21 protein-coding genes are annotated in these 26606 nt (G+C 71.1%); 14 read left to right on the top strand and 7 right to left on the bottom strand.

Going from position 1 to position 26606, the window contains the following annotated elements; genetic code table 11:
* The first annotated feature begins 10 nt into the window (after positions 1-10).
* The gene (locus C8E96_RS16940; RefSeq protein WP_166658029.1) at positions 11-2263 is read left to right on the top strand and encodes an RNA polymerase sigma factor; all 2253 of its coding nucleotides are present in this window, start codon (positions 11-13) and stop codon (positions 2261-2263) included.
* A gap of 9 nt (positions 2264-2272) precedes the next feature.
* Here C8E96_RS16940 and C8E96_RS16935 read toward each other — a convergent pair whose 3' ends face one another.
* The gene (locus tag C8E96_RS16935) at positions 2273-3250 is read right to left on the bottom strand and encodes an alpha/beta hydrolase (RefSeq protein ID WP_091383529.1); all 978 of its coding nucleotides are present in this window, start codon (positions 3248-3250) and stop codon (positions 2273-2275) included.
* 78 nt (positions 3251-3328) lie between these two features.
* On the opposite strand from C8E96_RS16935, the gene C8E96_RS16930 reads away from it, so the two are divergent.
* The 3 genes from C8E96_RS16930 to C8E96_RS16920 all read left to right on the top strand — a co-directional run bounded on the left by C8E96_RS16930 (position 3329) and on the right by C8E96_RS16920 (position 6738).
* The gene (locus C8E96_RS16930) at positions 3329-3898 is read left to right on the top strand and encodes a TetR/AcrR family transcriptional regulator (RefSeq protein ID WP_091383528.1); all 570 of its coding nucleotides are present in this window, start codon (positions 3329-3331) and stop codon (positions 3896-3898) included.
* 66 nt (positions 3899-3964) lie between these two features.
* Positions 3965-5566, top strand: coding sequence for a LuxR C-terminal-related transcriptional regulator (locus tag C8E96_RS16925; RefSeq protein WP_133794535.1), 1602 nt, complete (start codon positions 3965-3967; stop codon positions 5564-5566).
* Positions 5567-5667: 101 nt separating this feature from the next.
* Positions 5668-6738, top strand: a complete 1071-nt coding sequence (locus C8E96_RS16920; RefSeq protein ID WP_091383526.1) for a class I SAM-dependent methyltransferase — start codon at positions 5668-5670, stop codon at positions 6736-6738.
* A gap of 15 nt (positions 6739-6753) precedes the next feature.
* Here C8E96_RS16920 and C8E96_RS16915 read toward each other — a convergent pair whose 3' ends face one another.
* Positions 6754-9090 carry an ATP-binding protein gene (locus C8E96_RS16915; protein WP_133794533.1) on the bottom strand — a complete coding sequence of 779 codons (2337 nt, stop codon included), beginning with the start codon at positions 9088-9090 and terminating at the stop codon, positions 6754-6756.
* 48 nt (positions 9091-9138) lie between these two features.
* Between C8E96_RS16915 and C8E96_RS16910 the strand changes: the two genes are divergently transcribed.
* Together C8E96_RS16910 and C8E96_RS16905 are read left to right on the top strand one after the other, a co-directional pair.
* On the top strand, positions 9139-10386 hold the full coding sequence (locus C8E96_RS16910; RefSeq protein WP_228770301.1) for a sensor histidine kinase: 1248 nt from the start codon (positions 9139-9141) through the stop codon (positions 10384-10386).
* On the top strand, positions 10383-11024 hold the full coding sequence (locus tag C8E96_RS16905; RefSeq protein WP_091383524.1) for a response regulator transcription factor: 642 nt from the start codon (positions 10383-10385) through the stop codon (positions 11022-11024). Before C8E96_RS16910 ends, C8E96_RS16905 begins: the two co-directional genes overlap by 4 nt.
* Positions 11025-11198: 174 nt before the next feature.
* Here the strand turns inward: C8E96_RS16905 and C8E96_RS16900 are convergent, their stop codons facing one another.
* Complete coding sequence (locus tag C8E96_RS16900) at positions 11199-12098, bottom strand: hypothetical protein (RefSeq protein ID WP_133794531.1); 900 nt, start codon at positions 12096-12098, stop codon at positions 11199-11201.
* 214 nt (positions 12099-12312) lie between these two features.
* Between C8E96_RS16900 and C8E96_RS16895 the strand changes: the two genes are divergently transcribed.
* The 5 genes from C8E96_RS16895 to C8E96_RS16875 are packed head-to-tail and all read left to right on the top strand — an operon-like array spanning position 12313 to position 17824.
* Positions 12313-14358, top strand: coding sequence for a HAMP domain-containing protein (locus C8E96_RS16895; RefSeq protein ID WP_133794529.1), 2046 nt, complete (start codon positions 12313-12315; stop codon positions 14356-14358).
* Complete coding sequence (pgsB, locus tag C8E96_RS16890) at positions 14355-15581, top strand: poly-gamma-glutamate synthase PgsB (RefSeq protein WP_091383521.1); 1227 nt, start codon at positions 14355-14357, stop codon at positions 15579-15581. Before C8E96_RS16895 ends, pgsB begins: the two co-directional genes overlap by 4 nt.
* On the top strand, positions 15578-16072 hold the full coding sequence (locus C8E96_RS16885) for a poly-gamma-glutamate biosynthesis protein PgsC/CapC (protein WP_228770300.1): 495 nt from the start codon (positions 15578-15580) through the stop codon (positions 16070-16072). The genes pgsB and C8E96_RS16885 overlap by 4 nt, the downstream gene beginning before the upstream one ends.
* Positions 16073-16080: 8 nt before the next feature.
* On the top strand, positions 16081-17115 hold the full coding sequence (locus C8E96_RS16880; RefSeq protein ID WP_091383520.1) for an NlpC/P60 family protein: 1035 nt from the start codon (positions 16081-16083) through the stop codon (positions 17113-17115).
* 22 nt (positions 17116-17137) lie between these two features.
* The gene (locus C8E96_RS16875) at positions 17138-17824 is read left to right on the top strand and encodes a TetR/AcrR family transcriptional regulator C-terminal domain-containing protein (RefSeq protein WP_091383519.1); all 687 of its coding nucleotides are present in this window, start codon (positions 17138-17140) and stop codon (positions 17822-17824) included.
* A gap of 238 nt (positions 17825-18062) precedes the next feature.
* On the opposite strand, the gene C8E96_RS16870 is transcribed toward C8E96_RS16875, so the two are convergent.
* Together C8E96_RS16870 and C8E96_RS16865 are read right to left on the bottom strand one after the other, a co-directional pair.
* Positions 18063-18389 carry a plasmid stabilization protein gene (locus tag C8E96_RS16870; RefSeq protein WP_091383518.1) on the bottom strand — a complete coding sequence of 109 codons (327 nt, stop codon included), beginning with the start codon at positions 18387-18389 and terminating at the stop codon, positions 18063-18065.
* Between the two features lie 56 nt (positions 18390-18445).
* A complete protein-coding gene (locus C8E96_RS16865) occupies positions 18446-18829 on the bottom strand; it encodes a MarR family winged helix-turn-helix transcriptional regulator (RefSeq protein ID WP_091383517.1) in 384 nt (127 codons plus the stop codon).
* An 85-nt stretch (positions 18830-18914) separates the two neighbouring features.
* On the opposite strand from C8E96_RS16865, the gene C8E96_RS16860 reads away from it, so the two are divergent.
* The 3 genes from C8E96_RS16860 to C8E96_RS16850 all read left to right on the top strand — a co-directional run bounded on the left by C8E96_RS16860 (position 18915) and on the right by C8E96_RS16850 (position 23115).
* The gene (locus C8E96_RS16860) at positions 18915-20366 is read left to right on the top strand and encodes an MFS transporter (protein ID WP_091383543.1); all 1452 of its coding nucleotides are present in this window, start codon (positions 18915-18917) and stop codon (positions 20364-20366) included.
* 854 nt (positions 20367-21220) lie between these two features.
* Positions 21221-22066, top strand: coding sequence for a hypothetical protein (locus C8E96_RS16855; protein ID WP_133794527.1), 846 nt, complete (start codon positions 21221-21223; stop codon positions 22064-22066).
* 41 nt (positions 22067-22107) lie between these two features.
* Positions 22108-23115 (top strand): S66 family peptidase, encoded by a 1008-nt coding sequence (locus C8E96_RS16850; RefSeq protein ID WP_091383515.1) that lies wholly within the window; start codon positions 22108-22110, stop codon positions 23113-23115.
* Here C8E96_RS16850 and C8E96_RS16845 read toward each other — a convergent pair whose 3' ends face one another.
* Positions 23116-25146, bottom strand: a complete 2031-nt coding sequence (locus C8E96_RS16845) for a multicopper oxidase family protein (RefSeq protein ID WP_091383514.1) — start codon at positions 25144-25146, stop codon at positions 23116-23118.
* Between the two features lie 105 nt (positions 25147-25251).
* Positions 25252-26568, bottom strand: a complete 1317-nt coding sequence (locus C8E96_RS16840) for an aminotransferase class V-fold PLP-dependent enzyme (protein ID WP_091383513.1) — start codon at positions 26566-26568, stop codon at positions 25252-25254.
* Positions 26569-26606: the final 38 nt, after the last annotated feature.

Below are 26606 nucleotides of genomic sequence, written 5' to 3'. Positions count from 1 at the left end.
TGTGTTCGGGGTGTCGACCTCCCAGAATGACTCCACCGCCGCGACCGACAGCGAACTGGTGCGGCGCGCCAGGTCCGGCGACAACTCGGCGTTCGGCGAGATCTTCCGGCGCTACTGGAGCCCGGTGCACGCCACGGCGTGGGCCCAGCTCCACTTCGACAAGGACGCCGCGGACGACGCCGCGGCGGAGGTGTTCCTCGGCGTGGTGAAGTCGCGGTTCGAGGGGTTCCGCGACAACGGGGCGCTCAAGCCCTACCTGTGCCGCATCGCGCAGCGCCGCGCGGTCGACCAGGTGCGGCCGCGCAGCGGCAAGGTGAGCCAGCACTACACCGAGCAGGTGCCCGAGGTCGCGGCGCCGGACGCGCCGACACTGGACCTGGAGTCCGAGGCGCACATGCGGTGGCTGTCGCTGCAGTTCACGGCCTGTCTCAGCGAGGACGAGCGGACGCTGTTCGCGCTGTGGGTGCGGGAGCAGAGCGGAACGCTCACCCGGTCGGAGACCGCGGAACTGCTGGGGACGACGCCGATGTACGCGGGCACCAGGATCGCCCGCCTGCGAGCCAAGCTCGCCAAGATCGGCGCGGTGATCGCCATGGTGCACAAGGGCGACTTCACCCACTGCGCGAACCTGGCCAAGCTCGTCCCTGAAACGCCGTCGCCGGATCAGTGGCCCGCGCTGGTCGAGCACGTGGCGAAGTGCGGCTCCTGTTCCGGCAGCTCCACCTCGCAGGTCGACGTCGACCGGGTGCTCGCCACTCTAGGGGTCGCCGCGATCGCCGCCGCGCACGCGGGCAGGTTCCTCGGCACCGCGACCGTGAGCACCGCGGCCGGGATCGGCGCCCTCGGGCCCCTGCTCAGCCTGCTCAACCCGGCACAGGCAGGCGCGGCGACCGCCGAAACGGCCGCAGGCGGTGCGGCGGCGGGCGCGGGTTCAGCGAAGGCGCTCCTCGGGATCGGCGGAAGTCTGGCCGTGGCGGGCACGGTCGTCGCACTGGTCCTGCTCAGCCCAGCCGGTTCCCCCGAGGCTGTGCCGCCGCCGAGCGAGCCGACCTCGACGTCAGCACCCGCGGCACCGACGTCGACGCCGACCACACCGCCGACCTCGCCGTCGAACCCGCCGCCCGGCAGCGGTGCCACCACGACGAATCCCCCGGAGTCCGGCGGTGTGTCGCAGCCACCCAGCGTCGCGCCCGAGGTTGTGCCACCGGGCGAACGCCCGAACGACCCGCGGCCGGGCGAACCCCGCCCCCAACCCACACCTGCTCCCGTTACCCAACCGGCCACGTGGGGACACTGGCAGGTCAGGTGGGCCGCCGACCCGGGAACGCGCGAACTCGCGCCGTCGGCCCAACACCCCGGCAACGAGGAGAGCAACTGGACGTCGGGCGAATGGGCCCTGCGCACCCCGGCGGAACCCAGGCGCGCGACCGTGACCCGCCTCGGCACCGGCAGGCATGTGGTCGTCCTGCCCGGAATCGGGGCGCCGGGCGGCATCGCGCACGTGACCGCCAACGACTTCCAGGCCGTCGGCGCCTCATGCCAACCGCTCCGCTGGTGGAAGCAGGGTGTCGACCAAGCCATCGAGGTCGTCTGCTTCGACCGCGCGGGCGGTCCCGCCGACGTGCCCTTCACCGGGCTCTTCCTGGCCGGGCACGCCGACACCGAGCGCGGGTACGTCCACGCCGACAATCCGGCCGCATCCGCCTATCTGCCGGGGAACCGGCACAACAGCGGGACGGTCACCCGCACCGGCGTCGGCCGCTACACCGTGGCCACCGGCCAGGCCGACGCGGTCCAGGTGACACCGGTCGGCGCCACCCGCAGGCACTGCGCCATCACCGACCGGACCACGCGGTCGGCGTCGATCGCCTGCTTCACCACCGACGCGACGCCCGCCGACACCGTGTTCACCCTCAGCCACACCCACGCGGGCAGCCTGATCGGCGAACCGCGACGCCCCCATGGCGCCCACGCTCGGATCGGGCCCACGGGAACGGTCGACCACGCCTGGGTGTCGAAACCCGGTCAGGCCACCGTCACCCGCACCGGGCTCGGCCGCTACACCGTGCGGTTCCCGGTCGGTCTGCTGCCCAGCTACACCCAGGTGACGGCGGTCGGCGGCGGCTACTGCACCCTCGTGCTCCGCAACGACTACAGCAAACCGAACGACGCCGTACTCCTGATCGGGTGCTACACGGCGGCGGGCGCACCGGCGGACAGCGCCTTCCACGTCACCTACGCGACCACGAGCTTCTACCAATGACCCCACCTGTCAGCAGGCGAGGCGGTCCCGGAGGAACTCGGTGATCTCCGCCCGCGCGGCCTTGGCCTGCGGGACCACGCCCGGCATGCTGAGGAACGCGTGCGTCGCTCCGGGATGTTCGGCGAGCCGCGCCTGCGTCCCGGACTCGCGAAGCCGTGCGGCGAACCGGCGGCCGTGGTCGGCCAGCGGGTCGAGGGTCGGCACCACCACCAGTGCCGGGGCCAGCCCGCCCAGGTCGTCCGCGTGCAGCGGCGACAGCGGGCGTGGGTCTGTTCCCGGCGGAACGGCCAACCGGTGCAGCAGCCGCAACTGCTCCACGTTCAGGGTCGGGGTGTTCGCGTGCCGGATGAACGAGGGGTGGTCGAACATCGTCTCGGTCAGGTCGACGGCGGGGTTGACCAACACCTGCGCCCGCAGGAGCAGGCCGGACTCCTTGGCCCGGATCGCGGCCAGCGCGGCGATCAACCCGCCCGTGCTCTCGCCCACGATCGCCGTGCGCGCCGGGTCGACTCCCCATTGCGCGGCGTGGCGCACCACGTGCCGCAGGACGTCCCAGCCGTCGTCGACGGCCGCGGACAGCGCGGTCCCCGGGGCGAGGAGCCAGTGCTCGACCGAGACGACGACCGCGGGCAGGCGTGCGGCGAGATGGCTGTTCACCCAGTCGCTCTGCGCCGCCGTGCCGACGAACCCGCCGCCGTGCACGTGAAGCACGAGCGGTAGGTCGGCGTCGCCGTTGGCGGACGGCCGGTACACCCGGACCGGGAGCAGGCGGTCGGGCAACGTCACCTCCTGCCACTGGACCGTGGCCCGGCGGTCCGGGAACCCGGTGATCACGCGGGCGAGACGGGACGCCCGCTTGCGGTTCTCCGCTTCGCGGAAGGTGGCCAAGTCCTCGGCCGTCATCGCCAACCAGTCCCGCTCGCCGCCCAGGGCTTGCAGCAGCCGGATACCCAGCGGCGGCCGTTCGATCACGGTGACGTCGTTCATGGCTTCTCCCTCGACCGAGACAATTTCGCTACCGCTCGTAGCGATACCGATCGTAGCGTAATTCGTTATCGTGGTGCCATGACCCGAGAGACCACCTCCGCCAAGCCGCCCGGTCGCCCACGCGCGGGCATCGACGCCGTGGTCTTCGCCGCGGCGCTGAAAACGGTCGACGAGCTGGGTTACACGGGCGCGACGATGGATCGCGTCGCGGCGGCGGCGGGCGTCGCGAAGACGACGATCTACCGTCGCTGGCCGTCGAAGGGCGCGCTGATCACCGACTGCCTGCTGGACGCGTTGGGGTCGGTGCCGCTGACCGCCGCCAGCCGGGAGGACAACCTGTCCTCGGCCATCCGCTGGATCGCGGCGAAGATCGGCGAGCCCGGGATCGGCGCGGCGTTCGCGGGCGTTTTCGTCGACGCCGTCAGCGATCCGGCGCTCCGCGAGATCCTGTCCACCCGGTTTCAGGACCCGTACCGGATCGCGCTTCAGGGTGCCCTCGGCGAGCCGGAGAGCCGGGTCCTGCTGTTCATCGACATCGTCGTCGGAACCCTGCTCCACCGGCTGGGCATGACCGGCACGCCGATGGTCGACGCCGACGTCACCGCGCTGACCGAGATGGTTCTGCGCCACTTCGCCGACCGCGCCTAGCGGTGTCGCGCGACCAGGCTTCGGGGCGATACTCCGTTCGGATGACCTAGCCGCTGGACGGTGACCATGACCGACCCGCTCGTCGACGCGCGCGCCGCGCACCGGCGTGGTGAGTGGTCCGCGGCCAGGGCCTTGTTCCTGGCGGCAGGCGAACTCGGCCCCGCCGATCTGCACACGCTCAGCGATGTCGAGTGGTGGCTGGGCCACGTGCGGGAGGCGCGGGTCGCGGCGGAGGCGGCCGCGGTCGGGCTGGAGCGGGTCGGTGCCATGAGACAGGCGGCGATGGCCGCGATCGACCTGGCGGGAATGCACTTCCTGCGCGGGGAGGAGACGCTCGGCTCCACGTGGCTCAGCCAGGCCCATCGGCTGCTGCGCGACCACCCGGACAGCGTGGAGCGCGTCTATCTCGACTACCTGGAGCAGGTCGAACCCGCCCAGGCCCGCTGGGAGTCCGCCGCGGTCATCGACGCCGCCACGCGCCTGCGCGAGCGGGCCCGGGTCCACGGCGACCCCAACCTGCCGGCGATGACGACGATGGCCGAGGGGCGTGCCATGGTCCGGCAGGGCCAGGTGGCCGCGGGGTTCGCACTCGTCGAGGACTCGATGGCGGCCGCGCTCGCCCGCGGACTCAAGCCGGAGTGGATCGGCTACCTCTACTGCAACCTGGTCGGCGCCTGCCATGAACTCGTCGACCTGGCCCGCATGCGCGTGTGGACCGAAGCGCTGAGCGCCTGGTGCTCGACCCTGCCCGACGAGGCGGTGTTCAGCGGGATCTGCCAGGTGCACCAGGCCCAGCTCCGCCAGGTGCGGGGCGACTGGGCGGGATCGGAGACCGACGCCGCGCGCGCGGGCGCCGACCTGCGCGAGCTGTCCGTGGCCGGCGCCGCCGAGGCGCACTACGTGGTGGCCGAGGCGCGACGGCTGCGCGGCGATCTCACCGGTGCCGAACAGGCTTACCTTGCCGCGCACGACTTCGGGCGTGATCCGCAGCCGGGGATGGCGCTGCTCCGGCTCGCCCAGGGCCGCCCGGACGTCGCGCTCCGCTCCATCCAGTCCGCGCTCATCGCCGAGGACCGCGGACTCCTGCGGCGGGTCCGGCTGTGTGCGGCGGCGGTGGAGATCGCCGTGGCCGCCGCCGCCATCGACGTCGCGCGCAAGGCGGCCGACGAACTCGACGAGGCCGCCCGCGACTACGACAGCTCTGGTCTGCGGGCGATGGCGTGGCACGCGCAGGGCGCGGTGCGGCTCGCCGAGGGCAACCCGGAGGAGGCGCTGCCGGTGCTGCGCCGCGCCTGCGCACAGTGGCGCGAACTGGGCGCGGCCTACGACTGCGCCCGGGTCCGGCTGCTGCTCGCCCAGGCGTATGACGCTCTCGGCGACCGCGACGCGAGTGAGCGTGAACGGGCCGCGGCCAAGACGGTGCTGACCCGGCTCGGAGCCTCGGTCGCGTCGCCGAACCCGGACGGGCTGACCACCCGCGAGCTGGATGTGCTCGCCCTCGTCGCGGCGGGCAAGTCCAACCGCGAAGTCGCCGCCGAGCTGGTGCTCAGCGACAAGACCGTGGCCCGGCACCTGGCCAACATCTATCTCAAGCTGAACCTGTCCTCCCGAACCGCCGCCGCGGGCTACGCGTTCGACCATGGGCTGGTCGCCCGCACCGATGCGTAGTTCGAACCAGCCGACCGGCGTCGGTTGCATAGTTCGGTGGAAGCAGCCCGCGCCTTGGCCCGCCTAGCGTCGACTCCACACCGACCGAGGAGGCCACCGCCATGAGCACACCCACCATCGACGAGAGCAGGGTCGAGGAGTTCGCCGGCCGCCTGTTCGACACCTACACCCAGTCGCTGCTCACCTTCATGATCGACATCGGCCACCGGACCGGCCTGTTCGACGCCGCCGCGAACGGCCCCGCGACCAGCGCCGAACTCGCCGCCCGCGCGGGTCTGCGGGAGCGGTACGTGCGCGAGTGGCTCGGCGCGCTGACCACCGGGGGCGTGTTCGAGTACGACCCGGGCACCGGCGCCTACACCCTGCCCGCCGAACACGCGCTCTGCCTGTCGGGCGACGGTTCGGCCAACCTCGCGCCGATGAGCCTCATCAGCGCGTTGCTCGGCACCCACCTCGACGAGCTGATCACCGCGTTCCGCGAAGGCGGCGGCGTCTCCTACGACCGGTTCCGACCGCGGTTCACCTCGGTCATGGACGCCATGAGCCGCGGGTTCTTCGACGGGCAGCTGATCGACGGCGTGCTGCCGCTGACCGGCGACCTGCCGCGGCGGCTGGCGGCGGGCATCCGGGTCGCCGATATCGGCTGCGGCACCGGACACGCGGCGAACCTGCTCGCGGCCGCCTACCCCGCCTCGGAGTTCGTCGGCTACGACCTCGGCGCCGACGCGATCGACGCGGCCCGGGCGGAGGCGGCCAGGCTGGGCCTGACCAACGTCCGCTTCGAAGTCCAGGACGTCGCCGCGCTGCCGTCGGACCCGCCGTTCGACGCCGTGTTCGCCTTCGACGCCATCCACGACCAAGCCGACCCGGCGGGTGTCCTGCGCGCCATCCACACGGCGTTGGCACCTGACGGCGTGTTCGTCATGTTCGACATCAACGCGTCGAGCAACCTCGAGGACAACGTCGGAAACCCAATCGCCCCACTGATCTACTCGGTCAGCGTGCTGCACTGCATGACCGTGTCCCTGGCCGTCGGCGGAGCCGGGCTCGGCACCGCGTGGGGCAGGCAGCTGGCCGGCCGCATGCTCGACGACGCGGGCTTCGACCTCGTCTCGGTCGACGACGTGCCCGACGACCCGATGGACTGCCTCTACGTCGCCCGCAAGCGGTGACCGGCACGAGGGTGCTCAGGGCGGCGGGGGCTCGCCGCGGCCGCTCGCGACCCAGGTCGCGATCTGGGCGCGGGTGCTGAAGCCGAGGGCGGACAGGATGTGGTCGACGTGCGATTCGGCCGTGCGGACGGAGATGGTCAGCGCGTCGGCGATCTCGCGGTTGCTCTTGCCCTCGGCGATGAGGTCGGCGACCTGGTTCTGCCGTCGGGTGAGGGTCCGTTCCAGCTTCGCCAGCCGCTGGGCGCGCGCCGGTCTCTCGTCGAGGGCGACCGCGATGGCTTCGGCGGTGGTGAGGCCTGCGCCGAGCCGGTACGCGGCGTCGAAGGACTCCTCGCCGATCGCGTCGTGGGCCAAGGCGCGGTGGCGGGCGTAGACGTCGGACTCCCAGCCGCTGATGATCATGGCGGCGTTGGCTTGGTCGGCCTCGGCGGTGGCGCCCCAGAGCAGGGCGGCATGGGTGGCGTCGCCTTCGGCCGCGGCGATCGAACACAGCAGCCGCAGTCCGTCGGCGACGCATGTCTGGTCGTCGATGTCCCGGGCGAGCCGCAGGCACTCCCTGGCCAGCTCGGCCGCTTCGGCCGTCTCACCAGCCTCCAGCCGCAACATCCCCAGGTTCCACAGCCCGACGGCCCGCTGCGAGGTGTGCCCGTGTTCGGCCGCCACCGGGAGGGCCTCGCGCAGCAACGCCTCGGCTTGGCGCGGCTCCCCGGTGGCACTGTGGGCCAGGGCGAGGACGATTCGGCAGCTCAGCAGCGCGTAGGGCCGGTACGCCCGGTCCCATTCCGAGCTGGGCTCCCAGGTCTCGAACCAGGTCAGCACCCGGGCCAGGATCTCCGCCGCCGCCGCGGGCCTGCCTTCGTAGAGGCACGCCGCGGCCCGGGAACGCTGGATGAGGATCGACTCGAGTCCGGAGTGGAGCTTGAGTTCCTCGACGACCTGTTCGGCCTCGTCGAGGAACCCGCTCGCGGACTGCCCCGGCCGCAGGACCGGCAGCCACGCGCGGTCGCACAGCGCCTGGGCCCGCTCCCGGCTCGGGGTGGGGTCGGCGGCGAGCAGCCGGTCGAGCCACCGGGCACCCTCGGCGGCCGCTTTCGCCGACCAGTAGGCGAGCAGGCCCGCGGCCATGCGCATGCCCGCCCGGGCCTCGCCGGGCTCGGTCGCGCAGAACTCCAGTGCCGCGCGCAGATTGCCGCGTTCGCGCAGGATCCGCGCCATCGCGACGTCGCCCGAGCCGTCGAGGTACGCCAGCCGCAGGGTCGCCACCAGGTCGGCGTAGAAGTCCCGGTGCCGACGCCGCAGGGTCGCCGACTCCTCGGCGTCCAACTGCCGCAGACCGAAGTCCCGCAGGCTCTCCAACATGACGTACCGGGTGTGCTCGCCGCCCTCCGTGCTCAGGATCGACTTGTCCACCAACGAATCCAGCACATCGATCACCGCGGAACCGGGAAGGTCGTCGCCGACCACCACCGCTTCCACCGCGTCGAGTTCCAACCCGCCGGGGAACAAGGCCGCCTTCGCCCACATCGTCTGCTCGGCCGGGGTGCACAGGGCGTGGCTCCACTCGACGGTCGCCTGCAGCGTCTGGTGGCGGGCCGGGCCGAAGCGGCGGCCCAGGGTCAGCAGCCGGAACCGGTCACCCAGCCGATCGACGATCTCCTCGGCCGACAGCGACCGCAGCCGAACCGCCGCGAGTTCGATCGCCAGCGGGATGCCGTCGAGCCATCGGCACAGCGCGGCGACAGCAGCGTAGTTGTGGTCGTCGACGTGGAAGTCGGACCGGACCGCCCGCGCCCGGTCGATCAGCAGACTGGTCCCGTCGTAGCGCAGAACCTCGGCGGCGGAGGTCACCGCCTCCGGGTCCGGCACCGGCAGCGGCGGCACGACGAACCCAGCCTCACCGACAACGCCCAGGGATTCCCGGCTGGTCGCCAGGACGTGCACCCGCGGCGCGGCCCGCGTGATCCGGTCGACCAGTTTGGCCACCGCGTCGACCAGGTGCTCGCAGTTGTCCAGCACCAGCAGGACATGGGCGTCGGCCAGGTGCTCCAGCAGCGCGTCCGCGATGTCCCCCTGGGCGTGGTCGGCCAGGTCGAGCTGGGCGGCGACGGTGTGCGCGAGCAGCGCCGGGTCCCGCAGCTCCGCCAGCTCCACCAGCCAGACCCGCCCGCCGAACGTCCGCCCCACCTGCTCGGCCACCCGCAGCGCCAACCGGGTCTTGCCCACGCCACCGGGCCCGGTCAGCGTGACCAGCCGCGAAGCGCCCAGCAGCCGACGGATGTCCGCCAGCTCCGCCCCGCGGCCCACGAAGCTGGTCACGTCGACGGGCAGGCGCGGCTGGTCAAGACGTGTCACAGCCGCCAAACTACGCCCGAACGGCGTACTCGGTAGGTTTAAGATCGAGTGTCCGCAGACGACAGATCATCGGGACGGGGCAGCGTGCACGGTGGGCCTGGGGACACACCGCCGACCGGCCGCAAGTGGACGTCCTTGCCGAGTCGGCTGCCGCGCGCCGTCGTCGACGGTGTCCTCCTGGGTGTCTGCGCGCTCGACGTGTGGTTCATGTTCCAGTTCGCCGACGAGGAGCCCACCGATACCGCGGTGCTGGTCGTGGCGATCATCGCGGTGCTCGGGGTGCCGCTTCGGCGGCGGTGGCCGTTCGTCGCGTTCCTCATCGCGGTGCCCGCCACGCTGATGGCGGGCGCGCAGGCGACCACCGCCATCACCCTCTACGCCGTCGCCGTGCGCAGCCGCAACCGGCCGGTGCTCGCCTGCTGCACGGCCGTGGTGGCGGTGTGCCTGGTGCTGCCGTGGCCGTGGGTCGCGGGCGAGGTGTTCGACAGCACGACGCTGCCGGGTCTCGGCTACGCCGTGAGCTGGGCGGGTGCGATCGCGTTCCTGGGCCAGCTCGTGCAGACCCGGCGGGACCTGTCCGCGCGGCTCGTCGAGATCGGCGAGGCGCGCGAGCACGAGCGTGAACTGGTGGCACAGACCGTGCTCGCCCGGGAGCGGGCGCAGTTGGCGCGGGAGATGCACGACGTCGTCTCCCACCAGGTCAGCCTGATCGCCGTGCAGGCGGGCGCGCTGCAGATGAGCGTGCCCGACCCGGTCGTGAGCGAGGCGGCGACGACGATCCGCCTGCTCAGCGTCAGCACGCTCGACGAGTTGCGGCACATGGTCGCGGTGCTCCGCGCGTCGGGCACGTCGCTCACCGAACTCGCGCCGCAGCCGACCCTGGCCGACCTGCGCCCGCTGGTGGCCAACAGCGGCATCGTCACCCGGCTCGACGGTTCCCTGCCCGCCGACCTCGCCCCGTCCCTGCAGCGCGCGGTCTACCGGACCGTGCAGGAAGCGCTCACCAACGCCCGCAAACACGCACCCGGCGCGACCGCCACGGTGGAGATCTGGCACGACGACACCCACCTGGGCGCGACCATCACCAACACCGCACCGACCCGGCATGCCCTCGCACTGCCCAGCGACCGCCATGGCCTGGTCGGCCTGCGGGAGCGGGCCGAACTGCTCGGCGGGACCGTGACCGCGGGCCCGACCGCGGCGGGCGGCTTCGAAGTCCGGCTCCAGTTGGGCCGCGGGAAGCCAATACCGCGCCCAACGGCCGCGGAGCCGACCAGCGGGGCGGAGCGCGGATGATCCGGGTTGTCGTCGTGGACGACGAGGCGCTGATCCGGTCCGGGTTCGCGCTGATCCTGCGCGCGGTCGACGACATCGACGTGGTGGCAACCGCGTCCGGCGGCCAGGCACTGGACCTGATCACCGAGCACGCCCCCGACGTGGTCCTGCTCGACCTGCGGATGCCCGACGTTGACGGCCTGACGATCCTGCGCGAGCTGCGGCGCCGACCGAACCCGCCGATCGTGGCGATCCTGACCACCTTCGACTCCGACGAGTACGTCGCGGCGGCGCTGCGGGCCGGGGCGGCCGGGTTCCTCCTCAAGGACACCAACCCGCACCGGCTTCCCGACCTGATCCGCACGCTCGCCGAAGGCGGGGTGGTCCTGTCCCCCGCGGTGACCCGCACGGTGGTGAACGGCTACCTCGACGGCGGCGCCCGCAAGGCCGCGGCCGAACCCCTGCGGCTGCTCAGCGAACGCGAGCGGGCCGTGCTGACCCTGCTCGCCGAGGGGATGTCGAACGGCGACATCGGCGGCAGGCTGCACCTGAGCGTGGGCACGGTCAAGGACGAGGTCAGCGCCATCCTCGCCAAACTGGGCGTCGGGAACCGGGTCCAGGCGGCCCTGCTCGCCCAGCGCGCGGGTCTCGTGGACTAGCACCACGCTCACCGCGCGTAACTATTCGAGTTGTCGCGGGAATCCGCTGACCCCCGACATTTGTCGGGGTATTGGTAATTGTGAAACCACCCGGCCACCCTACGATCGTCGGTATTCGACCCGCCGATCGTCGGCAATTGTCCAGCCGATCGGCTGTTCTTTCCCCGGCGGATTTCACCCTCGGGTCAAATCCGCGCCCGCCAGCGCGTCGACCACGGCCGTCCACTCAGTCCTGGAGTCGCGCACCGACCGATTCATTTCCACGTGCAGGAACAGCGAGTCCGCGCCCGCGGCGGCGATTCCCTGCTTGTTGCGGGTGCCCTCCAGCCTGCCGCAGGTCGTCCGCCAGGGCAGGCAGACCGCCAGGCCCGCGTCGGACATGCGATCCGCGGCCCGCTGTGCGGCGGGCCCTGGGCTGTCCGTACCCACCGACAGGACGACCTCTTCCCCGGGCAGGCTCGCGTCGTCGAAGCCGTGCAGCTGCACTTGGGCGACACCGCGCTCGGCGAAGTCGGTGGCCAGCGCGTGGAACATCGAGTCGGCGCGGTGGGCGACATCGCCCGCGCCGTTGGCCGCCTTGCGGTGCGTGCCGGAGACGGCCAGCAGGGAGCCGGGCACGGCCCGCCACAGCGCCAGGCCCACCACCTCGGTCCGCAGGTCATAGTTGGGATGTGGCACCTCGACCAACAGCCGGGAAGGCTCGCTGAGGTCGATCAGGTAGAGCCCCCAGGCCCGCTCCCCGGCGGCGTTGACGGCCAAGGCGAACCGGCGGCCGGTCGCCCGGTCGGTGCCCACGTCGACCGAGAAGCCCAGCGCGCGAAGAGCCTCGGCGTCCTGGCCCACGCCCAACGCACGCAGCCCGCGGACGAACGCGTGGCGTTCGGCGTCGTCGGGTGGGCGATAGCGCGCGTCCGGCCGCAGGCCGTCGGTGTGTTCGCGCACGACCTCGGCCAGGTCGGGGTCGGGCCCGGTCGGCTCAGGGTCCGGCGACGTGATGAACAGCACGAAAACCGCGGCGACCACGGCCGCGACGGCGACCGCGAGTACCCGAGATAGCCGAATCGATGAACTCACATTCCCAAAACTAGCCCACCGAACAGTTCGTCCCCTCTTCACCCGAACGGGAATGTCGCTGTAATACAGTCCGCACATTCGGGTTGCGACACCACTCGGTGTGACCGGATGACGATGTCTGGGAGAAATGGTGACCAGGAGTACTCGGGGGAAATCCGGCGGCCGCGTCCTCGCGTCGCAAATGCCCGAAAGCGGCTTCCCATCCGGTGTGGGGGTGGCCGCGACGACAACCGCGCTGTCGCTGGCGGTGCTCGCATGCCTGTCGGTGCTGCTGCTCGGCACGCCGGACGGCGGCACCGTGCCGAAGGCGGTCACCGAGTCGCAGCGGCACCTCGTCGAGGGCGTCGGCCAGACACTGGGCGCGGCCATCGGCCACAACGCCGACGACCTGCGGGTGGCGGTCACGGTCCCGGCCGTGGGTCCCGACGATTTGCTCGCCCGGTTGGCCAAGGTGCGCAAGTGGCGGGGCGCGGTGGTGCTCGACGGGAAGAGCCGGACACTGATCGCGGCGATGGGCGAGCCAGTGCCGATCGAGGTGCTGCCCCCGTCGGTCTCCGACGCGGCGGTCGCACCGATCTCCGACGCCGACGGGAACCTGCGCGCGGTGACCGCGATCGCGCTGCCCGGTGACCGGCTGCTCGTGGCCACCAGCCGCGCCCGGCTGCCGCGCGTCGACCTGCGCCAGGGCCTGGTCGTGGTGACCAAGACCGGTCAGGTGGTCGAATCCCGCGGACCGGTTCCCGAACAGGTGATGCCGCTGGTCGCCCAAGCGGCCGCGGCGGCCACCGAGGGCGGACACGGCACTCTGCACGGCGAGTCCGGTGCGGCGGTCAGCTACGCGCCCGTGGCCGCACCCGGTCTGGGCCCGGTCGGGCTGGCCGTGGTCGCCGTCGCCCAGGTCTCGACCGGCGCGGCGGCGGCGGGCGCGGTCGGTGTGCTGCCCGCGATCACCCTCGCGGTGGTGGCCCTGCTCGGTTTCCTGCTGATCCGACGCAGCCTGGTGACCCCGATCCTGCGGCTGCGCGCCGACGCGCTTCAGGTGGCCGACGGCGACCTCGCCAAGCCGGTGCGGGTTCCGCGCACGCGCGAGTCACAGCGGATCGCCTTGGCGTTCGAGCACTGCCGGACCACGATGAGCGGGGAGCCCGCCCAGCGCGACCGTCCGCGCCGCGGGCTGTCGGCCCGCGCGGCCGTGATCATCGCGACCGTGGGAGTCCTGGGCTGGTCGGCGGGTATGGCCCTGCTCGCGACCCGCCACGAGGTCACCGTCGCGGAGTCGGTCGTCACCGGACTGCGCGACCAGACCGCCAGTACCGGCGAGACACTGCGGCACAGCCTCGGCGGCGGCCTCGCCGACCTCAAGGCGGTGGCCACCCTCACCCAGGGCGTGGACACCGCCGCGCTGCGGCCGGTGCTCGATCGGCTGCACGCGACCCAATCGCGCTACCGCAGCGTCTATCTCGTCGACAAGGACGGCCGCACCCAGCACGTCGCGGGCCGCGAGCCGCTGCGTGCGGCGGGCCCGCCGCCACCGAAGGCCGGGGTGCGCCAGGACGGCGGCAGCCGCGTCGCGGTGCTCTACGCGCACGTCCCGCTGAGCGGCGGCGCCGCGGTGATCGGCGAGTTCGACGTCGACCGGCTCGCCGAGCTGCTGCGCCGGGCCCCCGGCAAGGTGCGGCTGCTCGACGCGGACCTGCGCACGCTCGCCGCGACCGACGGCTATGTCGCCTTCGAGAAAGTCTCCACCGACCGGTTGCGCCAGGGTGTGGAAGCGGTTCGGGGCGGCGGAACCGCGCATGTCCTCGACGGTTCGGCGGTGGTCGTGGCGACCGCTCTGCGCGGCGGGGAGGCCACCGGGTCCGGCTGGTCGGTCGTGGCGGAGAAGCCGGTCGGCGAACTGGCGCTCGCCGACAACACGCTGCGGCGCAACGCTTTCGTCGTCAGCCTGATCGGCGTGCTGCTCGCCATGCTGCTGTTCGGCTGGCACCACTTCGTCCTGGTCCGGCCGCTGCGCGCACTCGCCCAGCGGGCCGACCGGCTGGTCGCGGGCGATCTCGACACGGTCCTCTACCCGCAGCGGCACGACCAGATCGGGACTCTGGTGTCCTGCCTGGAGATCTGCCGTCAGGGTGTCGTCGACGGGATCGACCGGCTCGGCGAGGTCCGGCGGCCGCGTGGGACGGCCATGGAGGCCACCGTGTTGATCACCCGCATCGACGCGCCCACGCCGGTGCGGCGGCCGGAGGCGCTGCGCCGATGACCTTCCTCTACTGCGTGCTGCTCCTGTCGTGCGTGGGCCTGCTGGTGAGCGGGATGGTCGAGCAGCGCAGGCATTACGCGAACCTGCGGCGGATGGAGCACCGGGTGCTGGTCAACGGCATCCGCGGCAAGAGCTCGATCACCCGGCTGTGTGCGGGCGCGCTGCGCGGCGGCGGCCTGGTGACCGTGGCGAAGACGACCGGCACCGCGGCGCGGTTCATCCACCCGGACGGCAGCGAGGAACCGGTGTACCGCAAGTTCGGCATCGCCAACGTGGTCGAGCAGATCGGCATCGTGCGCAAGGCCGCGGCCTACCGACCCGACGCGTTGGTCATCGAGTGCATGGCGGTCATGCCGGAACTGCAGGAGATCAACCAGCGCAAGCTGGTCCGCTCGACCATCGGCGTGCTGTGCAACGTTCGCGAGGACCACCTCGCCGAGATGGGCCCCACCCTCGACGACGTCGCCCGGTCGCTGAGCCGGTCCATGCCGGTCGGCGGCATCTGCGTCACCGCCGAGCGCGAGCGGCTGCCCATCCTGCGACGCGAGGCCGAACGGCGCGACTGCGAGCTGATCGCCGTGGCACCGGAGTCGGTGTCCGACGCGGAGATGGCCGGGTTCAGCTGGATCACCTTCAAGGAGAACGTGGCGATCGCGCTGGCCGTGGCCGACCTGCTCGGGGTCAGCCGAACCCTTGCCCTGCAAGGCATGTGGGCGGCGCCGCCGGACCCCGGCGTGCTGGTCGTCAAACGCTACCGGCACGGCGAGAAGTCCCTGCGGGTGGCGAACGTGTTCGCCGCCAACGACCCCGAGTCGACCCTGATGAACATCGCGCAGCTGCTCGACCGCGGCGCCATCGAACGCCCGCTGCACGTGGTGATCAACTGCAGGCCGGACCGGATCGAGCGCAACGCGCAGATGGGCGCCTTGATCGCCGACCTCGACCCGGAGCGGGTCGTGCTGATCGGTGAGCCGACGCGCAGCGCTCGACAGGCGATTCCCCAGCGGTGGCAGGGAATCGTCGCCGACCTCGGCGGCGGCAGGCCGCCCGCCGAACTGGTGGAGGCGATCGTGGCGGGCGTCGACACGGCCGCCTCGCTGGTCGCCATCGGCAACATCCACGGCCAAGGCGAACTGCTGCTCGCCGCCCTCGACACCCTTGACCCCCTCGACACCCCAGCACTCGCCGGTACTGAGGTGTCCTCGGAACGGAGAACCCCTTGACCGGCCACGGAATCGGCGGCGAACTGTCGCCCGAGATCGCCACGATCGGCCTGGCGATCGGCCTGGTGCTCTCGCTGGTCTGCTACCTGACGACCAACCTCTCCCCCGGCGGCATGATCACCCCGGGCTGGCTCGCGCTGACCCTGGTCGAGGACTACCGGCGCGCGGGCATCGTCGTGGTGATGACCGGCCTGACCTTCGGTGCGACGAAAGTGCTGCAGCGGCTGGTGATCCTCTACGGCAAGCGACTGTTCGCGGCGGTGGTCCTGACCGGGGTGCTGCTGCAGACGACGATGGTCCTGGTCATCCAACACGACTATCCGCTGCTGTTCGCCCACCAGACGCTCGGGTTCGTCGTGCCGGGTCTGATCGCCTATCAACTCGTCCGCCAGCCGCCCGGCGCGACGCTCCTGGCGACCAGCACGGTCAGCTTCGCCGCCTACGGCATCCTCGCGACCGGCGTGCTCGCCGGCATCGTGCCGACCATCTGAGGGACACCATGACCCAGACCGCGGCGAGGATCACCCGAGCCACCGTCTTCACCGTCACCATCGGCCTGGCCGTGTGGGGCGTGTTCCACTTCGCCCGGGAGGTCGGCGGCGCGGCCGACGGGCAGGCGTCGACCACCCTGGTCACCGACTCGCGCGGCCCCGACCCGGCCGGGGCCCTGCGCTACGAGCGGCTGAGCGGGCCGGACCGCACGGTCGTGCGGACCGCGGCGGGCGCGGTCCTGGCCACCCTGACCGACGGCGCCCGGACCGTGGCGATCACCGGGCCGCGCCGCACCTTCAGCGAGCCGAAGACGACCACCGCGGCCGTGGTGACCAGCACCTGGGTCCGGCTGCTGCCCACCGAGTGGCGGGCGGGCGAGGAGGACGCGCCCTGGTTCGGCCCCTGGCTCGCCAAGGCCCGCGACGAGCGCGAGCCCGACCTGCTCGCGATCGCGACCCAGTACCTCGACGGCGCACCGATCGAGCACGACGGCAAGGGCGTCCGGTTCCGTGGCGACGCCGCGTTCGGGCCCGTCGCGGCGTCCGGCGCCGGACGGCTGGAGCGGTCGGACTTCCTCGACTACCTCGGCGTCGCGTGGACCTTCCCCGACGGCACCAAGCGCAAACCCGACCGCACCCGCCACGGCGCCGCCGACTGCTCCGGCTTCGTCCGCCTCGTCTTCGGCTATCGCGGGGGCTACCCGCTGCGCGGCGGCAACGATCCCGGGCCGGGACTGCCCCGACGCGCCTACGCGATGGCCGAGTCCGGCCCCGGGGTCGTCCTCGTGCCCAACACCCATACGACGACCACCGAATACGCCCGGCTCCAGCCTGGGGACCTGGTGTTCTTCGAGTCCGAGGACGGCGACACCCAGGTCGACCACTCCGGGATCTACCTGGGCATCGACACCGACGGGCACCACCGGTTCGTCTCCAGCCGGGAACGCGCCAACGGCCCCACCATGGGCGACCTCGGCGGCACGTCACTACTCGACGACGACGGGCACTACTCGCGCGCCTGGCGCACAGCCCGCCGCGTCTGAACTGCGGGTATACGGTGTACACATGTCAAGCGATCCACGTCGCGTCCCGCTGAACCGCGACCGCGTCCTGCGCGCCGCCGTGGCACTCGCCGACGACGTCGGCATCGAGTCGTTGAGTATGCGCAACCTCGCGCAAGAGCTGGGTGTCGTGCCCATGGCGCTCTACAAGCACGTGGCCAACAAGGAAGAACTGCTTGACGGCATGGTCGAGGTCATCGTCGGGGAGATAGCCGCTCCGGTGGCCGACACCGACTGGAAATCCGCGATCCGCCAGCGTGTGCTCTCCGCCCGGGAAGCACTGCTGCGCCACCGCTGGGCGTCCCAGGTGATCGAGTCGCGCGCCCACGCCACCCCGGTCGTGCTCGCGTACATGGACTCGCTGATCGGGATGTTCCGGGCGGGCGGCTTCTCCATCGACCTGACCCACCACGTGATGCACGCGCTCGGCAGCCGGATGTGGGGATTCACCCAGGAGGTGTTCCCGACTCCCCCACCCCCCGAGGACCCGGCCACCCGCGAGGCCATGTTCGCCCAGTTCGCCGAGAAGTACCCACACATCGCCGAACTGGCCACCACCACCGCCCACGACCAGGATTCGTCGGTCGGCAAAGGTTGCGACGACCAGTTCGAGTTCGAGTTCGCCTTGGACGTGCTCCTGGACGGCTTCGAACGCCTCCACAACCAGGCCTGGACCTCACAACCGCACTAGCCGGCGGAGAGCCCAACAAGCACCTGGCCACCCAACGATGCTTTTAATCCCTGCTCTTCCCCCTGCCCCTCGTCCTGGCCATCGTTAACTCTCGATCATCGGTGTCAAGGGTCAGCTCCGCTGATCGCGAAGCGACGGCGCTCGCGCCGCCCTTGACACCGATGATCGAGAGTTAAACACTTGAGGCCGAGGGAGATCCACCCCGAGGGAGCCCGATTCCCTTGGGAGCCAAAGAGAATCAACGCCCCACAGCCTTCTCCAACTGAGCCTTGGTCATCTTCGACCGCCCCTCGATCCCCTTCTCCCGAGCCTCGTTGTAAAGCTGATCCCGGGTCCGCCCACCAGGCCCCTTGTGCGACCGCAACCCACCCCTCCGACCCGACGAAATGTCCGAAGTAGACGTACGGCTCGCTTCCTCAGCCTCGCCCGCCCGTGCCCGCTCCTTGTTGACCGTGCGCGCGGCGATCTCCTCCGCCGTGTCCTCGGTCTCCCCGCGGTCGAGCAGGCCTTCCTTGATGTGCTCGTACTGGCGCTCCCGCTTCGCGCTCCACGCCCGCTGCGGCATGACGACCTCCTCCAGACGTTTCCTGCCGGGGACCGGTTACCCAGCCCGCGGCGGAATCAGTCGTCCGAAGCCAGCGTTTCCCTGAGGATCGCCCGGTGCGTCGGCTTGGCCTGCTCGTAGCGCTGAAGACCCGCTTCGGTCAGCGACACGAAGATGCCGCGGCGGTCCAACTCGCACATCGCGCGCTCGACCAGGCCCTCGCGCTCCATCCGAGCGACAAGGCGGGACGTGGCACTCTGGCTCAGGTGGACCGCCTCGGTGAGATCGGCGCCGCGGCACTTCTCATCGCCGGTGGCCAGTCGCTCCAGGGCCTCGAACTCGCTGACACCGAGGCCATGCTTGGTTTGCAGCTCGCATTCGAGCGCGCCGAACACCGCCGCGTGGCGGGCGAGAAGGCCACGCCACTGCCGCACCAGACCCTCATCGGCGAGTTCGCTCACCGCGCCAAAGTATCATGCAGACGAATTTGATGCAAACACATTTAATTCGTTGGCATTAGATGCGTATGCATGTAGCGTGCAGATCATGAGTTCTTCCACCCAGCTGTCCACCACCTCCACACGGTGGGACGCACGCCTCTGGGGCGTCCTCCTGACCGTGTCCACCGTCATCGGCCTCGACGCGCTCGACGTCTCCATGGTCGGCGTCGCCCTCCCGTCCATCCGGGCCGAGCTCGGCCTTTCGACCAGCGCGCTGCAGTGGATCGTCAGCGGCTACGTCCTCGGCTACGGCGGTCTGCTCCTGCTCGGTGGCCGCACCGCCGACCTGCTCGGCAGGCGCCGGGTGTTCCTCATCGCGGTCGCCGTCTTCGCGGTCGCCTCGCTGCTCGGCGGCCTCGTCGACAACGGCGCGCTGCTGATCGCGAGCCGGTTCATCAAGGGCGTCGCGGCCGCGTTCACCGCGCCCGCCGCACTCTCCATCATCACCACGACATTCCGTGAGGGCCCGGCACGCAACAAGGCGATCGGCATCTTCGCGGTGTTCGGCGCCAGCGGGTACTCCGCCGGTCTCGTCTTCTCCGGCCTGCTGACCGAGGTCGGCTGGCGGTGGACGTTCCTGCTGCCGGTCCCGATCGCGATCGCCGCACTGGTCGCCGCCATCAAGCTGATCCCCGATTACCGGCCGGAACGCACCGGCGCGGGCTACGACCTGCCCGGCGCCATCACCGGGGCCGCGGGCTCGCTGCTGCTGGTGTTCGCCGTGGTCGAGGCACCCGAGGTCGGCTGGGCCGAACCGCGCACGCTGATCTCGTTCGCCCTGGCCCTGGCGCTGCTCACCACCTTCGTGATCATCGAGAAGCGCAGCACGCACCCGCTGCTGCGGCTCGGCATTCTCAAGTCGGGACCGCTCGCCCGCGCCAACCTGGGCGGGGCGCTGTTCTTCGGCGGGTACATCGGCTTCCAGTTCGTGGTGATGCTCTACCTGCAGTCGGTCCTGGGCTGGTCTCCGCTGCAGACCGCGCTCGGGTTCCTTCCGGCGGCCGCGATCGTCGCGTTCGGCTCGCCCCGGGTCGAACCCCTGATCAACCGTTTCGGGACGCCGCGCACCATCCTCGCCGGCGTCGCCGCGCACGTCGTCGGGTACGCACTGTTCCTCGGCGTCGACGAGCACTCCGGCTACTTCGGCGCGGTGCTGCCGAGCATGGTCCTGCTCGGCATCGGCTTCACCCTGGCGTTCTCCTCGCTGAACATCCAGGCGACCGCGGGTGTCGCGGACAGCGAGCAGGGGCTCGCGGGCGGCCTGCTCAACACGTCGGTGCAGGTCGGCGGCGCCATCGGGCTGGCGGTGATCACGGCGGTCCTCACCGCGAACGGTGGCAGCGAGGCCTCCCGTGCCGCACTGCTCACCGGGCTGACGCCCGCGTTGCTGGTGGTCACCGGGATCTCCGTGCTGGGGCTGCTGGTCGCCCTGTCGGGGGTCTTGGGGCGGCGTGAGGAGCCGGTGATGGCACCGGAGTTCGCTCTCGCGGTGGAGTAGGACGGGTGGGGCGGCCTGGCTGGTTTCGGCGGTGCCAGGCCGCCCCGCGTGCCACTCTGTTTCCATGGTGCTCAAGTTGATCGGCACGCTGGCTGTTGCTGTGTTTGTCGTGGGGTGCGGGCAGGGGACTTCCGCGGAGAAGTCCCCGCTGTGCTCGTCGGACTACCAGCCTGGTGGGCTGACCGTCACTCGCGAAGATCCAGTGGGGTCCACGCAGGAGCCACCGCCGACCAAGACGACCGCGGACGCTTCGGCGATCAGGCAGGTGGCCCGAGCGGTCTGCGAGTTGCCCGAAGCGCCTTCCGATGGACAGTGCACCGCCGACCTGGGTCCGACGTTCGTGTTGCGGTTCACCGACAACGGCGGGAAATCTTCGGAGCTGCGAGCTGAGGCTTTCAGTTGCCGTTACGTCGGTGGGCTGGATGTTCGGCGGCAGGCGCAGCCTTCGCTGTGGCAGGCGCTGTCAGCAGCTGGTCTACCGTCTGCGGGCTAGCTTCTGCTAGCCGCCACAACGCCGGTGCTTGAACTCGGCGGGCTCTGGCTGCTGGTGCCTGTTTGGGTGGTTCGCCTTGATTCGGGGACCCCGGAGAAGGACCTGCGCGGGTAAAGCGGGCAGGGTGAAGAAACTGCCCCGCGCCGCGAAAGTTTAGGTCCTTCTCCCCCGAATCAAGGCGAACCACCCAAACAGGCCGTTGGTGCTGGCCCGTTGCGTTCTTGGGGTGGTTGGGGTTCTTCCCTTGCGCCCCCTGGTGGCCGGGTGGCCGGGCGCATCCCAGGGCGGCTTCGTGGGACACGCCCGTCGCGGGCGAAAGTGTCCGGCCACAAACGACGGCCGGGACTGTACGGTTCCGGGCATGACGCAGCCGCCGCACCGTCCACAGGGCGCCCCGCAGCCGAACTGGCAGCCTGGTCAGCCGCCGCAGCAAGGCCAGTACCCGCCCCACCAGGGCCAGTACCAGCAGGATTACCAGCAGGGGCAGTACTGGCAGGAAGCGGAACCGCAGCGTCGCCCCGAGTATCGGGCGCCTGCGTCGCAGCAGCGGGTGCAGGCGCCCGCGGCCCGGGCGGAGTCTTCGTCCTCGGGGTTCCGGATTCCCGGCATCGGGCTCATCCTGACGCTGCTGGGCAGCGCGGTCCAGCTGCTGTGCCTCACCGTCCTCCCCTGGGCCAGCCAGGGCAACGACCCGCGTTCGCTGTTCGACCTGTGGGAGACCCTGTCCAACGGCGGCGCGAACAGCTTCGGTGACTGGTACGTCCTCCTGTTCACCTACCCGCTGATGATCCTGGGTGTGCTGCTGTCCTTCGCCGCGGTGCTGGAATCGGTCGCGATGAAGGTCGTCTGGGCGGGGCTGATGCTGCTCGGCATGGGCTACCTGCTGCTGCGCTACGGCCTCGGCCCGCTGACCGGCTCCTTCGGTGAGCACGAGTTCGGCACGATGGAGATCGTCGTGGCGCTCGTGGCCGTCGCCGGGGTGGTGTTGGTGGTGTTCGTGCTCAAGACGGCGGTCAGCATGTTCCGCCGGGTGGCCGGGCTCGTCCTCATCGGACTGTCCGGGGTGCATGTGTTCGCCGTCATGGACCTGCAGAAGGCCTCGGACCTCAGCGACCTGAGCGTCGGCGCGTTCGGGCCGACCCTGGGCTACCTGCTCGTCGGCGTCGCCGCCCTGATCGGCCCCCGGAGGCTCGTGTCCGGCCTCTAATCGGTTAGCCGATCATGCCGGGCGGCGATAGGTTCCGGGGCATGCGATTTCCAGCACCGCTCAAGGCGGGCGACCGGATCGGCGTCACTTCACCGTCGAGCGGAGTGGACGCGGATCTGCTGCCACGCCTGGAGTTCGCGGTCGAAGTGGTGGAGACCCGCGGGTATGAGGTCGTGGTCGGCGAGTGTATGGACGGCGCCGGCCACATCAGCGCCCCCGCCGCCGACCGCGCACGGGAATTGACCGCCATGCTGACCGACCCGGACATCCGGGCGGTCGTGCCGCCGTGGGGCGGAGAGTTGGCAATCGACCTCCTCCCCCTGCTCGATTGGGACGCCATCCGGGACGCGGAACCGACCTGGGTCGTCGGGTTCTCCGACATGTCCACGATCATCACCCCGCTCACCCTGCTGACCGGCGTCGCGACCATCCACGGCAACAACCTCATGGACACGCCTTACGTGACCCCGAAGGGACTGCTGTCCTGGCTGGACATCGCCGCCCTGCCCACCGGGTCGACCTTCACCCAGTCCTCCCCCGGCGTCCACCGCTCAAGCGGGTTCGACGACTACCGCGACCACCCGGACGCCTACGAGTTCACCCTCGACCGCGACGGCCGATGGATCCGGCTCGACGGCGACGGTGATGTGGACGTGAGTGGGCGGCTCATCGGCGGCTGCGTCGAAGCCCTCTGCAACCTCATGGGAACCCGCTTTGGTGACACGGCGGCGATTCCCGGCGATCAGCTCATCTACCTCGAAGCCTCGGGCGACGACGCGGCGACGATTTGCCGCAACCTGCACGGGATGCGGCTCGCCGGGTTCTTCGACCGGGCGGCGGCGGTGCTGATCGGCCGGACCCGCGCGCCGGGCATCGCGTCACTGAGTCAGTACGACGCGGTGGTCGACGCCCTCGGCTGCCTTGGCGTGCCGCTGGTCGCCGACGTCGAATGCGGTCATGTTCCGCCGTTCCTGCCGCTGGTCAACGGCGCACTCGGCCGCGTCGTTCACAACGCGACCGAGAGCACCGTCATCCAGACGCTGGACTAATCATTCCGGCTGGTTGGGCGTGTCGTACCCGGCCACGAAAGGCGTGCGGTAGCCCTCATACGACAGGTGCATGACCATCCCGAGCGCCGCGTGGTCGAGGTCGTGGCAGTGGTCCATCCACAGCCCCGGGTTGTCCGCCTTGAACATCACCTCGTAGGTCTCTCCCGGGTGGACGGTGACCGTGTCGAGCCACTGCGGGCTGCCCGTGGCGGGTTTTCCGTTGCGCGACAACACAAGCGCGTGGTGTCCGTGCAGGTGCATCGGGTGGTCGACGAAGCTTCGGTTCACAAACCGCATCCGCACCAGGTCGCCTTCACGCACCACCACGGCCGGGACGTTCGGGAACAGGTCGCCGTTGACCGTGTAGACCATGGCGAACCTGCCGTCGTAGAAGCCGAGCCGGTTGTCCATGACCCACTCGACCGTCCGCGCGGCCGGGGAATCCGCGCCGAACTCCGTGGGGGCGGGGGTCCCGTAGCTGTTCGCGTCGAGTTCCGGGCCGTCGAACCTGGGTGCGCGGTCGCCCGCGCCGTCGGGGCTCAACAGCATTCCCGAGTCCGGCTGCCCGAGGGTGGCCAGTCGCACCGGCGCGTCCGGCATGGTGAACTCGACGTCGTAGCGGGCGCCGCCGCCGAGGACCAGGATGTTGTCGGTGACCTCGGTGGGACCGTTGACCGGTGTTCCGTCGATGCCGGTGACCTTGAACGGCGTGCCGGTGAGGCTGAACCGGCGGGTCTGGCTGTCGGAGTTGATCAGCCGCAGCCGGGTCTTCGTGCCCGCCGCGACCGCCTTGCGGTCGAGCAGGTCGGTTCCACCCATCACCTGGATCTGGTTCTTGAAGGTGTGCACCACAACGGGAATGTCGGTGACAGGGGCTTCCGGTTCGGCGGGATCGACAATGAAACCGCCGTACAGGCCGGCACGCACCTGCTCGGAGGAGACCTGGTGCGAGTGGTACCAGTAGCTGCCGACGTCCGGGGCGCGGAAGCGGTACACGTGCCTGCCGCCGGGCCGCACCGCGTCCTGGGTCAGTCCCGGCACACCGTCCTCGGCGTTGGGCACGTCGACCCCGTGCCAGTGCAGGGAAACGCCCGCCTCGACATCGGCGTTGAGCAGTTCGACCTCCACGAGTTCGTGCTGCCGCACCCGAAGCAGCGGACCGGGAACAGACCCGTCGTAGGTCCAGCCGTGGATCTTCGCCCCGGACGGAAGGGTGATCTCGGTGGTCCGCGCGGTCAGCGTGAACTTCTTGTCCGGCACGCCATCCTTGGGCCCGGTGAGCTCGGTGATCGGCTTGCCCGGCACGGGGCTGTACGCGACCGGGGAGATGCCATCCGAGCTGTGGCCGCCCGCGGCGTGCGCGACGCCGCCGTGCTCGGCCATGTTGTAGCTGCCCGGAAGGGTGCTCGACGACGACCCCCACACGGACCCGACGACCACCACCGCGACGAACGCTGTGACCTTCGCGCCGGTCCGAAGGAGCCGCGCGCCCAGTCCGGGGAACGGCGAGCCGGTGGCGAGCAGGCCGGAAACCTTGCGCAGCTTGACGACCTGCAGCAGCGCCGCGATCAGGAACAGGAAGCCGTAGATCGCGACCTCGTCGAACAGCCCGCCGACCGGCTGCTTGAAGAACCCGAGCCAGAAGGCGAACGCGCCGCCGATCGCGGTCAGCCGAGGCGGCAGGCCGACCTTCAAATCCGCATATAGCGCGGGATTGTCCGGGTTGCGCAGGGCGGGGAACGTCCAGACGTAGGCGAATACGGCCGGGACCAGCACCATCGGCACCCCGAACACCAGGTCGTTGGCGCCGAACTCCCAGCCATGGAACAGAAGCAACGCGATCAGCACCGCTTTCGCCACGACCGGCACGGCGGCGACGACCAGCAGCGCCCGCACCCATTTCGCGCCCGACGCCCGTTTCCGGGCGTCGGGCTGCCTCGCCAAGCCCCCCAGCCGCCACGCCGCCAAGGCCCACAGGGCGATCAACGCCAAGTCGACCATGGTGTCGGACCCGGCTAAAACCTCGAACATCGGAAATCCCCTCGCCGCGAACCGCGCGTCTGCCGCGCTCCCGGCTTCACCCTCCCAGCGCGTCCCGCCGCGGACATCGGGGAACGTCCCTGGTCGGGGTCAGGGTCACTCCCCTGAGGTCAACCCGCGTAGGCCATCGATCAGGCGGTCGATGTGCTCGATCTTTGATCCGAGCCCGACCGACGCGCGGACCGCGGTGGGCGGCAGCGTGCACTCGGCGGAACCGGCCTCGCGGAGCAGGCCCCGGGTCAGCGGGTGCGAGCAGAACAGGCCGTCCCGAACGCCGATCCCGTACCACTTGGCGAGGTACGCCGACACGTCCGACGAGTCGTGCCCGGCGACGGCGAAGGTGACGATCCCGACGCGGTCGGCGCCGGGGCCGAAGATCGACAGCTCCCGGGCGCCGGACATCGTGGCGAGTCCCTCGCGCAGGGTCGCGACCAGCCGGTGCTCGTGCGCGGCCATCGCGGCCCAGTCGGCGTCGTCGAGCGCGGTGCAGACCGCGGCCATGGCGATCGCGCCGATCACGTTGGGGCTGCCCGCCTCGTGCCTGCTCGGCGACGGGTGCCAGCTCACCTCACCCGCGGCGTCGCCGACCAGCGCGCTCGCGCCGCCGCCCGCCAGGTACGGGGTGGCCGCGTCCATCCAGTCCGACCGGCCCGCCAGGATGCCCGCGCCGAACGGCGCGTACAGCTTGTGACCGGACAGGGCCAGGTAGTCGACGTCGAGTTCGGCCATGTCGACCCGGCGGTGCGGGGCCAGCTGCGCGGCGTCGAGGGCGATGCGCGCGTCCACGCTTCGCGCGACCCGGGCGAGTTCAGCGACCGGCCACACCTCGCCGGTCACGTTCGACGCGCCGGTCACGGCCAGCAGGATCGGGCCCTTGTGGGTGCGGCGCAGGTCGGTGAGCGCGGCCTCCGCGGCGGCGACCGCCTCGGCCGGGGTGGCCGGGACCGGCAGCCGGATCGGGTCTCGCCAGGGCAGCAGGTTCGCGTGGTGCTCGCCGGCGAAGGTCACCACCTTCGCGTCCGCGGGCACGATGTGGGCCAGCAGATTGAGCGAGTCGGTCGTGCTGCGGGTGAACACCACCAGGTCGTCGGATCGGGCGCCGATGAACCAGCCCAGTGTCTGCCGGGCGTGCTCGAACCCGCGCGTGCACTTCTGCGACAGCGCTCCGGCGCCGCGGTGCACGCTGGCGTAGTACGGGAGGATCTCGTTGACCGCCTCCTGCGCCGCGACCGCGCACGGCGCCGAGGCCGCGTAGTCGAGGTTGGCGTAGGTCAGCAACCCACGGGGTGTGTCGACGACGACATCCCCACCGAGCACGCGCGGGCCGGGCGGCGGCTGCTCGACCTGGCCCTCCGGCTGCAGGCGTCGGGTGCGGGTCGCGGCGATGGGGTTGGGCGGGGACTGCGTCGACATGGGGTGGATCCTCCCGAGTTCGTACAGTTCGTCGGCTC

The sequence above is a fragment of the Actinokineospora alba genome (assembly GCF_004362515.1).
GTDB lineage: Bacteria > Actinomycetota > Actinomycetes > Mycobacteriales > Pseudonocardiaceae > Actinokineospora > Actinokineospora alba.
Note: the sequence above shows the minus strand (reverse complement) of the source record. Positions and strands in the feature narration are given on the sequence as shown.

Coding starts and splice junctions, on each gene's coding strand:
- C8E96_RS16930 (WP_091383528.1), top strand. CDS start 3,329: ATGACCCGAGAGACCACCTCCGCCAAGCCGCCCGGTCGCCCACGCGCG.
- C8E96_RS16935 (WP_091383529.1), bottom strand. CDS start 3,250: ATGAACGACGTCACCGTGATCGAACGGCCGCCGCTGGGTATCCGGCTG.
- C8E96_RS16905 (WP_091383524.1), top strand. CDS start 10,383: ATGATCCGGGTTGTCGTCGTGGACGACGAGGCGCTGATCCGGTCCGGG.
- C8E96_RS16875 (WP_091383519.1), top strand. CDS start 17,138: ATGTCAAGCGATCCACGTCGCGTCCCGCTGAACCGCGACCGCGTCCTG.
- C8E96_RS16845 (WP_091383514.1), bottom strand. CDS start 25,146: ATGTTCGAGGTTTTAGCCGGGTCCGACACCATGGTCGACTTGGCGTTG.
- C8E96_RS16870 (WP_091383518.1), bottom strand. CDS start 18,389: ATGCCGCAGCGGGCGTGGAGCGCGAAGCGGGAGCGCCAGTACGAGCAC.
- C8E96_RS16920 (WP_091383526.1), top strand. CDS start 5,668: ATGAGCACACCCACCATCGACGAGAGCAGGGTCGAGGAGTTCGCCGGC.
- pgsB (WP_091383521.1), top strand. CDS start 14,355: ATGACCTTCCTCTACTGCGTGCTGCTCCTGTCGTGCGTGGGCCTGCTG.
- C8E96_RS16840 (WP_091383513.1), bottom strand. CDS start 26,568: ATGTCGACGCAGTCCCCGCCCAACCCCATCGCCGCGACCCGCACCCGA.
- C8E96_RS16925 (WP_133794535.1), top strand. CDS start 3,965: ATGACCGACCCGCTCGTCGACGCGCGCGCCGCGCACCGGCGTGGTGAG.
- C8E96_RS16860 (WP_091383543.1), top strand. CDS start 18,915: ATGAGTTCTTCCACCCAGCTGTCCACCACCTCCACACGGTGGGACGCA.
- C8E96_RS16880 (WP_091383520.1), top strand. CDS start 16,081: ATGACCCAGACCGCGGCGAGGATCACCCGAGCCACCGTCTTCACCGTC.
- C8E96_RS16855 (WP_133794527.1), top strand. CDS start 21,221: ATGACGCAGCCGCCGCACCGTCCACAGGGCGCCCCGCAGCCGAACTGG.
- C8E96_RS16850 (WP_091383515.1), top strand. CDS start 22,108: ATGCGATTTCCAGCACCGCTCAAGGCGGGCGACCGGATCGGCGTCACT.